The sequence below is a fragment of the Chitinophaga sp. genome (genome assembly GCF_036569185.1).
Taxonomy (GTDB): Bacteria; Bacteroidota; Bacteroidia; order Chitinophagales; family Chitinophagaceae; genus Chitinophaga.
Genome location: NZ_DATCRD010000317.1, coordinates 1 through 12,259 on the forward strand (window position 1 = coordinate 1; position 12,259 = coordinate 12,259).

The 12,259-nt window shown below is 50.2% G+C and carries 10 protein-coding genes; 7 read left to right on the top strand and 3 right to left on the bottom strand.

Annotated elements, in window-relative coordinates; translation table 11 throughout:
• From VIM72_RS24340 to VIM72_RS24370, 7 genes are all read left to right on the top strand, one after another.
• The coding region (locus VIM72_RS24340; protein WP_332005424.1) for a DUF4983 domain-containing protein at window positions 1–880 on the top strand (880 nt) is incomplete at its 5' end.
• Window positions 881–891: 11 nt separating this feature from the next.
• On the top strand, window positions 892–2,346 hold the full coding sequence (locus tag VIM72_RS24345; RefSeq protein ID WP_332005425.1) for a carbohydrate-binding protein: 1,455 nt from the start codon (window positions 892–894) through the stop codon (window positions 2,344–2,346).
• 66 nt (window positions 2,347–2,412) lie between these two features.
• Entirely contained in the window at window positions 2,413–6,243 is a 3,831-nt protein-coding gene (locus tag VIM72_RS24350) for a glycosyl hydrolase family 28-related protein (RefSeq protein ID WP_332005426.1), read from the top strand.
• Window positions 6,244–6,371: 128 nt separating this feature from the next.
• Window positions 6,372–6,749 (top strand): hypothetical protein, encoded by a 378-nt coding sequence (locus VIM72_RS24355; RefSeq protein ID WP_332005427.1) that lies wholly within the window; start codon window positions 6,372–6,374, stop codon window positions 6,747–6,749.
• 60 nt (window positions 6,750–6,809) lie between these two features.
• The gene (locus VIM72_RS24360; RefSeq protein WP_332005428.1) at window positions 6,810–7,901 is read left to right on the top strand and encodes an AI-2E family transporter; all 1,092 of its coding nucleotides are present in this window, start codon (window positions 6,810–6,812) and stop codon (window positions 7,899–7,901) included.
• 32 nt (window positions 7,902–7,933) lie between these two features.
• A complete protein-coding gene (locus VIM72_RS24365) occupies window positions 7,934–8,416 on the top strand; it encodes a hypothetical protein (RefSeq protein ID WP_332005429.1) in 483 nt (160 codons plus the stop codon).
• A gap of 56 nt (window positions 8,417–8,472) precedes the next feature.
• A complete protein-coding gene (locus VIM72_RS24370; RefSeq protein WP_332005430.1) occupies window positions 8,473–8,991 on the top strand; it encodes a GNAT family N-acetyltransferase in 519 nt (172 codons plus the stop codon).
• Here VIM72_RS24370 and VIM72_RS24375 read toward each other — a convergent pair.
• The 3 genes from VIM72_RS24375 to VIM72_RS24385 form a co-directional block, all read right to left on the bottom strand.
• Complete coding sequence (locus tag VIM72_RS24375) at window positions 8,980–9,303, bottom strand: hypothetical protein (RefSeq protein ID WP_332005431.1); 324 nt, start codon at window positions 9,301–9,303, stop codon at window positions 8,980–8,982. The genes VIM72_RS24370 and VIM72_RS24375 overlap by 12 nt on opposite strands.
• Window positions 9,304–9,308: 5 nt before the next feature.
• A complete protein-coding gene (locus tag VIM72_RS24380) occupies window positions 9,309–10,145 on the bottom strand; it encodes a thioredoxin family protein (protein ID WP_332005432.1) in 837 nt (278 codons plus the stop codon).
• A 168-nt stretch (window positions 10,146–10,313) separates the two neighbouring features.
• On the bottom strand, window positions 10,314–12,259 hold a 1,946-nt coding region (locus tag VIM72_RS24385; RefSeq protein WP_332005433.1), incomplete at its 5' end, for an FtsX-like permease family protein.

Sequence of the window (12,259 nt, forward strand, 5' to 3'; positions counted from 1 at the left end):
AGGCAAAGGCGTGCACCTGTACGGAACAGATGCCAATGCAGTGTATGCCACTATTGATGATGTAAACCGTAATTATGATCTGAAAGATACCCGCGGTATGGCCCTGGAAATGAAGATCAAGGTATTGCCCGGCGCCAACGGCGATTATACCTATTCCAATACCTCCGTGCTTTCCAAAAGGGCTTCCCTTGACCCGGGCGTGCAGGGATGGGCCGTAGTGTTGAACCAGAAAGGATGGCAGCTGAACATAGGACAGAACGCACCCGGAAGAACAGACAATATGGTGGTGAACGGCGCCGATATCAGTGATGGCAACTGGCATGACATTGCTGCACAGTTTGTGTACGATACTTCTGCGCAAACCACGCATGTAAGAACATTCACCGATGGTAAGTTCAATAACGATATCAACATTACCGGCTATGGCAACCTGAATAACACGGCGCCGCTGCGCCTGGGCCACCTGCCCTATGCAGGCAGTTACCCGGCCCCGGATGTATACGTAACGGAGCTGAAGCTATGGGACAGCACTGCTACCGACCAGGTGATCAGCGATTATGCCTGTGAAACCAATATGTCGGCCACGCATCCTTTGCGAAAACAGCTCACCGGCTACTGGTCTGCCACCGACGGACAAGGCCCGGTACTGAAAGATAAAAGCGATAACCTGTCCGATTTTAAACTGAACGGCCCTTACGGCTGGTTCAACTTCAACGATCTTATTTGTCCTGCTTCACCGGCCAATATTTCCCAACTGATGCCGCAACCAGTAGATGTATGCCGGCAGATCCTCGACTGGCTCCAGGTTTCCGCTGATCTGCGATGGAACCTCGATGGAAAAGTATGGACTACCAGGTATGTAAGCATGAATAACAATTAATTATTTACAGGATGATAAATACATTAAAGTACCCGCTGGCAACACTGTTGTTAAGCTACCTGGCAGTAATGGCGGTGTCTTGCAAAAAGCCCGATATTAAGGGGGAAGAGATCACCGTGCAACAGGTGGGCGTTGCCTTTAAAAGCGACAACGGTTTGGTAAAGATCCCTACGGGCGACAGCAGCTACACAAAGAACGATGCCACCGTAGATATACCGCTGAAGATCCAGCTGTCGGACGCTGCGCCCTCAAGATTTGATATAGGCGTTACCGTTAATACGGATACCGTAATCAATATGATCGCTAATAACCAGATCCCGGAAGGTATACTGCTGGAGCAGGAAGCCTACAGCCTGCCTAACCTGGTGAATGTACCCTTTGGCCGGGAAGAAGCTACCTTTACCCTGAAAGTGAACCTGGCTTCTTTCGAAAAATACTATGGCAAAACACTGGCCCTGGCAGTAGAGCTTACCGATCCTACCAAAAACAATAAGCTGGATGCTGCAAAGAAAATTGTAGTGGTGCAGATCAATACTACCAGCATTGTGCCGGTAGACCAGATCCATTATGTGTACTACCCCGATAACGGTAAATCCATCCAGGTGCCTGCCGTTCGAGGAAAGAACTACACGGTAGGCCCCGGCACCCTGCAGGTACCGGTGAATGTAAGCTATACCAGCAGCGCCGGCCCCTCGTTTTACCTGCGGGTAAAACCCAATATGGATACCATTGCCAAACTACTGGCGGCAAATGGGTTGCCTGGTACCGAAGCCCTTTCTGCGGCGGATTTTTCCCTGCCGGATTCCATCTCGTTCAGGGACTTTAATAACTCCTTATCCTTCCCCGTTACCGTGAAACTGGCTGCCCTGCTGGCGCACCCGGGAAAGAAAGTGGCGCTGGCGGTAGATATCACCGATCCATCTATCTATAAAATAGATACTACTAAAAAAACAATGGTGATAGTAGTGGATGCCTCAGGACTTAAATACAACCCTTATTCCGGTACCGCGTTGCAACTGCCTGCAGGCGTGGGCGCTTCGGTAACCATTAAGGCGGCCGACTTTGATCTCGGTGGGGAAGGATGGGGCTATCATGAAACCACGGACAATAATATTCCCGGCACTTACCGCCCCAATGAAGGCGTAGATATTGAAGGCAATGGCGCCAATATTGGTTTTACTGCCGATGGCGAGTGGCTGAAATACAGCGTGGAGGCGCCTTCCGAAGGCGACTACGACATTGCCATTGCTATTACTACGCCTAACGGCGGCGATCGTGGACTGCATATAGAGGTAGACGATGTAAACCAAACCGGCAGGATCCCATTCACCAGCACAGGCGGCTGGGGCAACTGGGTGTATCTGCACGGTAACCTGCATCTCACACCTGGTAAGCACCTGGTGAAGTTTGTATGGGAAACCGGCGATACCAACCTGCGGGATTTTATATTCACCCGTAAAAATTAATCACCACATGGGATTGTTCAACCGGAACAATCCCATGTTTTTTCTCCATGAAAACTTAATCCGCGTATGAAAACTATCTTACACAACCCTCCCAGGATCTGTATGCTGCTTTTTGTTTTTGCCCTGTTGCCTTTTATTCGCGTAGCCGCACAAACATGGCAGTTGATTAATCCATTGTATCCTACAAAAGATGCCTTCGTAGCAGCCTACAATGTAGCTGACTACGGCGCCAACGGTGATGGTGTTACCGATGTAACTGCCATTTTCCAGAACCGGCTCGATACCCTGCGTATCCTCGGTGGAGGTACGCTGTTTGTGCCGCAGGGCAAATACAAAATAAGTGGCAACCTTGTGATCCCCAAAGGCGTTACCCTCCGCGGTGAATGGCAGAAGCCCGTGAAAGGCCAACCCATTACCGGTACCATCCTCATGGCTTATGCTGGTAGGGGTGATGAAAATGCAGCCGCCTTTATTACCATGGAGCCCTCTTCGGCTGTAATGGATATGGCCATCTGGTACCCGGAGCAATTGCCCGGCAGTATCACACCATATCCGCCCGCTATTTTATTTGGTAAGCCCAACTATTTCGGTAACGACTACTGTAACACCAAGAATGTAACTTTTGTGAACGCCTACAGCGGGGTGGTGTTTTCCCGCACCAACGGCGGCAGTTGCCCTATAATCAACGGTCTTTATGGTACGCCGCTTTCCCGTGGTATTGAAATAGATAATATTGCCGATGTGGGGCATATGGAAAGCATTGATTTTTCCCCGGCATATTGGTCGGGTTCTGGTCTTGCCAACGCACCCGCCGCCGGCAGTTCCTTTGAAGGATGGATTTACCAGAATGGTACCGGTATCGTGATGAGAAGGAACGACTGGTCGTATACCTGTTTTGTAAATATTGAAGGATATAACAAAGGATTTCATGCAGCGCCTTCGATCGCTACCCCTGGTTCTATTCCCAACGGCCACAACTACGGCATGACCTTCACCAATTGTAAAACCGGTATTTACCTGGAAGTAGTGAGCTCAGACGGGATCATGTTTGCCCGCTGTAATACCGTTTCCTGCGAAACCGGTGTTGCCATTGCCTCCGGTACTTCCGGCACCGCGCAGTTTCATACCTGTACACTGGGAGGTACGCTGAATGGTGTTACCGTTGATCCGGCCTCCACCGCCCGCACCATGATGGAGCAATGCACCATTACCAAAGGCAAGGTAGATATTGGCGGTGGCACGCTCCTGGCATCCGACAATGATTTTAATAACAACCAGCCGCAGATCATGCTGGGCAATAATTCCAGGGGGATCATCACCGGTAACCGTTTTTCCAAAGGTGTGAGCATCCAGAACAATTCACTCTATACCAGCACCATTGATCATACCCCGCTTACGCTGAAGGCATTACCGGCGTTCCCGGATGTGAGCAGTGAAACGAAGAAGCCGTCGAGGGCCGTATTGTACGTTGCTACCAAAGCGCCTTTCAATGCAGTAGCCGATGGTATTACGGATAATACCACTGCGCTGCAGTCGGCGCTCAATAAAGCATCGCAGGATGGAGGTGGCATCGTGTTCCTGCCCCCGGGGAAATATAAGGTAACCGGGCATCTTACCGTGCCTTCCGGCGTGGAGCTCAAAGGATCGGCCGATCTTAGTTCGGTGCCAATGGGGCCAGGTAGTATTATTGAGGTTTATGCAGATAAGAATAATGCATCGGGCACACCTTTCCTCAAACTATCTGCCAACAGTGGTGTAAGGGGAATGACTTTCAATTACCCGGAGCAGGTGTATTCCAACTTACCAAATGCACCGGCGTATCCCTACCTGATACAGGTAACGGGCAGCGATGCATACATCGTGAACGTAGGCATGCGCGCCACTTACAGCGGCATAGACCTGTTCACCTATAAATGCGATAACCATTACCTCGACTTCGTTGCCGGGCACGTATTTAAAAACGGGATCCGCGTTGGGGGAAATTCTGCCGGAGGCAAAATTTATAATCTCCAGTTTAATACCATCGTATATGCAGCAGGCGCAGAATCAAAGTTTGGCAGCTGGCCCAATTCCCCAACTGGCAGTAATTCCGGCGCATATGATTACAATTATGCCAACCTCGATTTCCTGACATTGGGGAATTGCCAGAATGAAATATTATACAACGACTTTGTATTCGGTTCCCACAGTGGTATTGTATTAAAATCTGAAAACGGTAGCGGTCCTTCGGGTTTGAGTCTTGGGTTAGGCATAGATGGTTCCCGTAACAGTATGCGCTTTGAAGGCTCATCGGGCAGTGGTATGGACTTTATCAATACACAGGTGGTAGGGTATGGGGACACCACTACCACGTACATTTCCACACAGCCTACCTACACTGGTTCCTCCACCATGTTTAACTCCGACTACTGGGGTAATCCCGGTAAAGGACTGATCATGAACGGTGGTACCATCAACATGCAGCAGGCGAACTTCCATCACCCCGGCCAATTAAGATGGGCCAATATCACCAATGGGGCGCTGAATGTACACAACTCCGCGATCTGGCCGGTAGGGGCGTTGTTGAATACGGGTGCAGGTCCGCATTTGTCGGCACGCTCCTCTATCATCGATAGTACACAACTGCAAACCAGCACCGCCGCTTTATGGAAAAATAACCTGGGCAATATCTGGGGCGTTTCAATTACAGGCGCCATGGACCGCCAGGGCTGGACGGCCACCGCTTCTGTGAACAACGGTAACGCGCAAAATGTGCTGGATAGCAACGCCACCACCCGCTGGGATACACAGGGCTCGCAGGTGAACGGTCAAACATTTACAGTGGATATGAAAACTGTGAATACCTTCCATGCCATTGTACTGGATGTTACCGGCAGCCCGGACGATTCACCCGCAGGCTACAGCATCTACACTTCCGGGGACGGCGTGAACTGGGGCAGTCCCATTGCCACCGGCGTAGGCAATACCGGCATGACGCTGGCCGCTTTCACAGATAAAACCGGCAGGTATATCAGAATTGTGCAAACCGGCGCCAAAGGCAATTACTGGTCTATACACGAGCTCTATGTTTTTGGTAAGGTAGATGTAGCCAGCGTGAGCGTAACGCCGGTAGCTGCCCGTATAAAAGTGGATTCCACCTTGCAGTTAACCGCTACCATCCTGCCGGCAAAAGCCACCAACAAAGCCAAAGTATGGAGCTCCAGCAATACAGCCATAGCTACGGTCGACAGCACCGGTAAGGTGAAAGCAAAAAGTGCCGGTGTAGCCGTGATCACCGTTACTACGCTGGATGGCAATAAAACAGCCATTTCTACAGATACGGTGTATTCCACCGCTTTCATGAAAGCGCCTCCTGAAGCGGGTAACACAACTTTTCTAATAAAAGCATTGCCCTATGCCGGCAAGGTCGCTATTGAATGGTCGGCTCCCGGCAAATGGAAATGGGTAAAATTCATAGTACAACGGGCCGGCGACGGGCAACATTTCTATAACGTGGATACCCGCGCTGCCAATCCTGAAGAAGCGCTGTATAAAGTAATGGATGATAATAAGACTGGTGGTGAAGCCTGGTACCGGGTGCAGTCGATAGGCCCGGGGAATGAAGTGGCCTACAGCAACGTGGTGAAAGTAGCATCCACCGGCGATATTTTCGTATATCCGAACCCGGTAACCGCGGGCCGCGTATCACTGCAGCTCAGAGAAGGCCCTGCAGGCAGGTACCAGCTGCGGTTGCTGAATTACATGAACCAGCCGGTGTATACTGCCACCGTGAATGTAACCGATAAGCGCACACCGGTAACGCTGCAATGGGGCAGTAAAGTTTTGCCGGGATATTATTTGCTGGAAGCAACGCATACCAGTGGCAGGCGATTGGTGAAGGCGATAGTGGTGCAATAAAGAGGTTAATTGTTTATTATTCGATCTGATATGACGGCCGGCCTTTTGAGGCCGGCTTGTTTTGTAAGGTTGAAACAAAACTCTCCACATCACCAAATCATTTAATACATTGCCATAAAATCACCAACATGCCAAAATCTTTACTTCATCAAAATACCGATCCTTTGCTCCACGCCTTTATTGCCGGTAAATCCACCCAAACACTGGCACTACTGGAACATTTCATTGCACAGTATGAAAAGCTGGGGAAGATCTACCTGTATCCCACCAAATCAATGATCGGTATCGGTATCAACGATAAGAAGGTAGCATGGATCACCCAGCTGGGAAAGAACTTTGTGCATATCGTGTTCCCCTTTGAGAAAGCCTACCCCGATAATTTATGCTTCCAGAAAATTGCGCAGGTGCCGGGCGATCACCGGCAGTTTAATCATCATTTCCGTATGTATCTCCCGGAAGATATCAATGAGGAAGTACAGGGCTTTATGCGGTTATCGATGTCATAGGTGGCAAAAAACAAGGTTTTAAGTATATTTAGGAAGAAACCTGTATAAAACACCGCCCGTATGAACCATCTTCGCCCTGCCTCCAAGAATATGATTGAATCCATCCTGGTGCTGTTGCTGCTGCTGGCTTTGTTGCTGGCCCTGTATGATGTGCTGCGCCTGTTTTTTGGGGTCCTTACTTTTGCCCTGATCTTCTCTGTTTCCTTTCATCACCTGTTTGAGCGCATGGTAATATGGCTGAAGGGCCGCCGTAAGCTGGCTGCTACCATATATGCGGTAGCGTTGGTAGCCATAATAGCTTTACCGGTTACCTATTTTATTGCCGCCCTCAGCGGGCATATCAGGGAGGCCCTGCACTGGATCGGTAATGTGAAGGAGAACGGTCTTCCGGAGCTGCCGGAGTGGTTGGTGAATATGCCTTACATTGGCAGTGATATCACCGATTTCTGGGAGCATTTGCAGGAAAGCCCGAGGGAAACATTATCTACCAATATTCATGAGCAGCAGGTAAGAATGGTACTGCATCACATTATCAGCAGCGGGGCGGGTATTCTCGGCGCTGCAGGACAGCTGATCATTGGTATTATCATTTCGGCTTTTTTCCTGGTAGGAGGGGAGAAGGCGGTAAAGCCTATCAGGGCTACCGCCCAGCACCTGCTGGGGCATAAAGATGGGGCCAGCCTGCTGAATGCCACCACTATGGCTATAAAGGGCGTGTCTATTGGTGTGATGGGCACTGCTTTCATTACGGGGATAGTGGCATTTATAGGGCTTAAAATTGCAGGTATCCCGTTTGCCCTGGGGCTGGCGGCGCTTGTATTTTTCCTGGTGGTGATACAGATTGGCCCGCTGGTGGTATGGATCCCTTTAATTATCTGGATGGCTATGCAGGGGCATACGGGTATGACGCTTTTTCTTATTATCTATGGCGGCGCTATGCTGATAGGAGAAGCTATCCTGAAACCTTTGCTCATTGCGCGAAGCGGCAAGCTCCCTTTCCTGGTGCTATTCCTCGGTGTAATCGGCGGTATGGCGGCATGGGGATTTACCGGTATGTTCAAAGGCGCTATCATTGTAGCGGTATTCTACACCGTATTCACTTCCTGGCTGGAACGTAAAGGTAACGGTCATAGTGCACATGCTGCGGAATAGATAGTATCTTCGCCAACAGCATTAAAAGGATTATGAAAGCAGCCAGTATCAGCGATATAAAGAAAGAATTAACCACGCTCCCCCCGGCAGAGCTGCAGGCCTTATGCCTGCGCCTCGCCAAATACAAGAACGATAACAAGGAACTGCTAACCTACCTGCTGTTTGAAGCGCATAACGAAGAAGGCTATATAGCTGCGGTAAAAGAAGAAATAGATAATGGATTTACGGAGATGGCCGGCGATAAATTATACCACGCAAAAAAACGCCTGCGGAAGATCCTGCGTATAACGAACAAGCATATACGCTATATGGGCTCCAAACCTGCAGAAGTGGAACTGCTTATTTATTTCTGCACAAAGATGAAGTTATCCGGTTTACTATCTTCCTACAGCATTCAGCTGAATAACCTTTATGACCAGCAGGTAAAGAAGATCACCAAAACAGTAGCCACCCTGCATGAAGACCTGCAATACGATTATCTCCGGCAGCTGGAGCGGCTTACAGGCAGGGGGTAAGCGCCGCCCCGCAAATCGCGTTTGTTCCCTTCACAGGAAAATTTTATTTTGAAAGCATGAAAGTTCTATTCGAAACGCCGCGGCTACAGGTCCGCACCTTTGCAGCTACCGACGACGCATTTGTACTTGAATTGCTGAACACGCCTTCCTGGCTGCAATACATAGGCGACCGCCACATACGCACACTCGAAGACGCACAGCGCTATATCATGAACAACCTGTTACGCCTATACGCAGAACAGGGATACGGCGCATGGGTAGCGGTATTGAAAGAAACAGGAGAACCTATTGGTATCTGTGGATTGTTTAAAAGAAAATACCTGGAGCAGCCCGACCTGGGGTTTGCCTTCCTTCCTGCTTTTGAAGGCAAGGGCTATGCTTATGAAGCGGCTGCAGGCACTATTGCCTATTCCCGGCAGGAACTGCCGTTCCCACGCCTGTTTGCCATCACACAACAGGATAATCACCGTTCCGTCCGTTTGCTGGAACGCTCGGGATTTACCCTGCAGGGAACTATTCTCCCCCCGGGAGAAGTGAATGAGCTGATGTTGTTTGACCTTGAATTAAGCCGCTGACTGCCGCCGTTTCCGGTAGGCCATCAGCCAGTTTACCGCCAGGTAAAACAAAGAGCCCACACACAACACCACCAGTCCCGATCTCAGCCATGTAGCAGCGGTTACAGACAACCCGATTCCTGTACCCAGCGCTACATAGGCAGCGAGACAAACCGGGCACTTTGGCAGCAGTACAAGGGTGATGCCCGGTATCAGCCATCGTACTCCTTTTACAAAGCGTTGCCGGAAACTAAGCGGACCGGTGGATTGCGCAGCGGTTGTTTTGCGATCGCTGCTGCCCGTAGCAGCGCCGCAGGAACAATGTGTTTTCATGATGATCAGTCTTCAGAACAACAGGATCCCGGTGTCTTTTCCTTATGATACCTGCCGGTATTATCTACATGCCCTTTCTCATCGTATTTGTCGTGATGCCGTACCCAGGAAGTTAAATCCCCGCGCTCATTGGTTTCGTTACGTCCAAATGGCGCTATATCCAGGTAATTATAGGTGGCCAGCTGTAATTCGCCACCACGGCCATAAGTCGAATACGTGTGGTAGATATCGCCGTTCTCATCTTTATAAAATACACTCAGTCCCGGAAGATCCTCCATGTTGTGCGGTAAATTTTCCACCACGTTGTAGTTATAAAATACTTTTCCTGTCTCCAGTTCTTCAGGATGGAATGATACGTGGTAGTCGTAATTGAAATCACTTTCACCAGACGATACCCACTTGAAGTGCCAGCCCATCCGCTTGCGGAACGCTTCCAGCGTAGCCAGCGGCGCGCGCGATACTACCACTAAGGATACATCGTGATGCTCCAGGTGGGGCAGTACGCCATTAATGGAGTCTGCAGCAAAAGAGCAGCCCACGCAACCTATTTCTTCATCGGGGCCAAACATAAAATGCTGGATGATCAGCTGGCTGCGGCCATCAAACAGATCGGAAAGGGTTACCTTGCCTTCGGGGCTATTGAATACATAGTTTTTCTCTACTTTTTCCCATGGCAATGCCATACGCTCGCGGGTTAGTTCATCTCTTAAACGGGTATATTCTTTTTCTTTCTGAAGGAACTTTTTCCTGGCTTCCTGCCATTCTTCGGCAGATACAACTTTGTGCGGGGGACCGGGTTTAACAGCACTATCTTTAAAACCAGTCGTTACAGGAGTACTCATGATTTTTACGATTTTAATGTACTACAAATCTCCGGAGTTAAAATGTAAATGAGTGTGTGTGAATGCGACTAATTTAGGGGGTGTTTGTGCCACCGGAATAGGGTTAAATTTGTGTTGTAACCTTATTCTTGCGCCCGCTTTTGAGGGCCTGCCCGCTGAACTAACACCCTACTCTGTCCGTAAACTCTTTACCGGGTTCATCAGGGCTGCTTTGGCCGACTGGTAACCCACCGTAAGCAATGTAATAAATATAGTGCCCGCACCGGTGGCAATAAACAGCCACACCGATACCGGTGTATGATACGCGTAATGATCCAGCCACCTCTGCATAAAATACCAGGTAAGTGGCGCAGCCACTAACAAAGCAATCATTACCAGCTTTACAAAATCTTTCGATAACAGCAGCAGGATGCCGGATACCGTGGCGCCCATCACTTTGCGGATACCGATTTCCTTGGTGCGCTGCTCTGCCAGGAAAGCCGCCAGGCCCAGGATGCCCAGGCAGGAAATAAAAACCGCCAGCACGGCAAATACAGTGGTGAGTCGTGCAATGCGCTCCTCATCGGAAAACTTTTTCGCATACAGCTCATCTGTAAAAGTAAAATCAAAAGGCCCCTCAGGGTTAAACTTTCTGAATACGCCGGCAATCCCCGCAAGCGCCGTCCTTAATGGCATCGCCGGGTTCACCCTCACCGTAAGGGCGTTATATACGCCATATTGCAGGGAGAATATCACGGGTTGAACAGGAGTATAGGGAGATGCCATTACCATATCTTTCACCACGCCAACAATCATATGCGGTTCGCCGCCTGCCTGTATCATTTTCCCGATGGGATGCTTAAGCCCAATGAGCTTTACCGCCGCTTCATTTAAAATGAGCGCGCCGGTATCAGTAGGAAAGCTCCGGGAAAAGTCGCGCCCCTCTTTTATCTGCCAGCCAATGGTATGGCCATAATCGTGCGACACCGTTACAAAGCCTATAGGCGCCGCCACGCCGGGCGCCTTGCCCTCCCAGCTCAGATCGTCGCTGTTGCCGGGGTTCTCTGTGGTAGGGTGGGAAGCTTTGGCCATATCCGCTACCGCGCCGCTTTCCAGCAATGCCGCGCGTAACTCATTGTATGGCGCGCCAAACATTTCAGGGGTGTTCATAGTAAGGTTGATCAGCCCTTCCCGGGTGTAACCCACCGGGCGGTTTTTTGCATACTGTATTTGCTGGTATACAATCACCGTTCCGATGATCAGCGCAATAGATACGCTGAACTGCACTACCATCAGCGCATTGCGGGGAAGCAGGGAAAAACGCCCTGCGGTAAAGCCCCCCTTTAATATTTTTACCGGCCGGAAAGATGATAAGTAAAAAGCCGGGTAACTGCCGGCCAGCAAACCGGTAAGCACTGTAAAGCTAATGCCGGCCGCCCATAGCCAGGGCGACTGGAACGGGATAACTATCTGCTTTTCGGTGATCCGGTTAAACAATGGCAGCAGCCACCACACCAAACCGACTGCCAATACAAACGATAAAAAGGAGAGTAGCAGCGATTCGCTGAGGAACTGCCGGATCAACTGTGCCCGCGTAGCGCCAATAGCTTTCCGGATACCGGTTTCCTTCGCACGTTTTGCGCTCCTGGCGGTAGAAAGGTTCATAAAGTTGATACACGCCAGCAACAGCACCAACGCACCTATGGCGCCAAACAGCCATACCAGGCGGATACGCCCCCCGCTTACCCGGCCATTCCTAAACTCGTTATATAAATGCCACTTGTTCATGGGATGCAGCAACAGGGTTTCTTTGCCGGTTTTCAAATGTTGTTGTACAACGCCACTGATCTTCGCGCTGGCCTTCTCCATGTCAATCCCCTCGTTCAGCTCTACGAACAGCTTCCAGTAGTGCGTGTCCCATTTGGATATTTCATCTTTCAGCCAGGGAATGGTGCTCACGGCCCGGTCCCAGGGAAGGAACAGCTGCGTACCATAAAACGCTGTGCTTTGCGGAAGATCCTCATATACGCCGCCTACCTGCAGATCGGTGCGGTTATCCATACGGATAGCTTTTCGCATAGGATCGGCGCTGCCAAATAAAGCGGTGGCCAGCGATTGGTTAATGATCACGGCGG

What these genes read in the sequence shown, in the direction of transcription:
- VIM72_RS24345 (WP_332005425.1), top strand. Translation starts at nt 892, where the DNA reads ATGATAAATACATTAAAGTACCCGCTGGCAACACTGTTGTTAAGCTAC.
- VIM72_RS24350 (WP_332005426.1), top strand. Translation starts at nt 2,413, where the DNA reads ATGAAAACTATCTTACACAACCCTCCCAGGATCTGTATGCTGCTTTTT.
- VIM72_RS24355 (WP_332005427.1), top strand. Translation starts at nt 6,372, where the DNA reads ATGCCAAAATCTTTACTTCATCAAAATACCGATCCTTTGCTCCACGCC.
- VIM72_RS24360 (WP_332005428.1), top strand. Translation starts at nt 6,810, where the DNA reads ATGAACCATCTTCGCCCTGCCTCCAAGAATATGATTGAATCCATCCTG.
- VIM72_RS24365 (WP_332005429.1), top strand. Translation starts at nt 7,934, where the DNA reads ATGAAAGCAGCCAGTATCAGCGATATAAAGAAAGAATTAACCACGCTC.
- VIM72_RS24370 (WP_332005430.1), top strand. Translation starts at nt 8,473, where the DNA reads ATGAAAGTTCTATTCGAAACGCCGCGGCTACAGGTCCGCACCTTTGCA.
- VIM72_RS24375 (WP_332005431.1), bottom strand. Translation starts at nt 9,303, where the DNA reads ATGAAAACACATTGTTCCTGCGGCGCTGCTACGGGCAGCAGCGATCGC.
- VIM72_RS24380 (WP_332005432.1), bottom strand. Translation starts at nt 10,145, where the DNA reads ATGAGTACTCCTGTAACGACTGGTTTTAAAGATAGTGCTGTTAAACCC.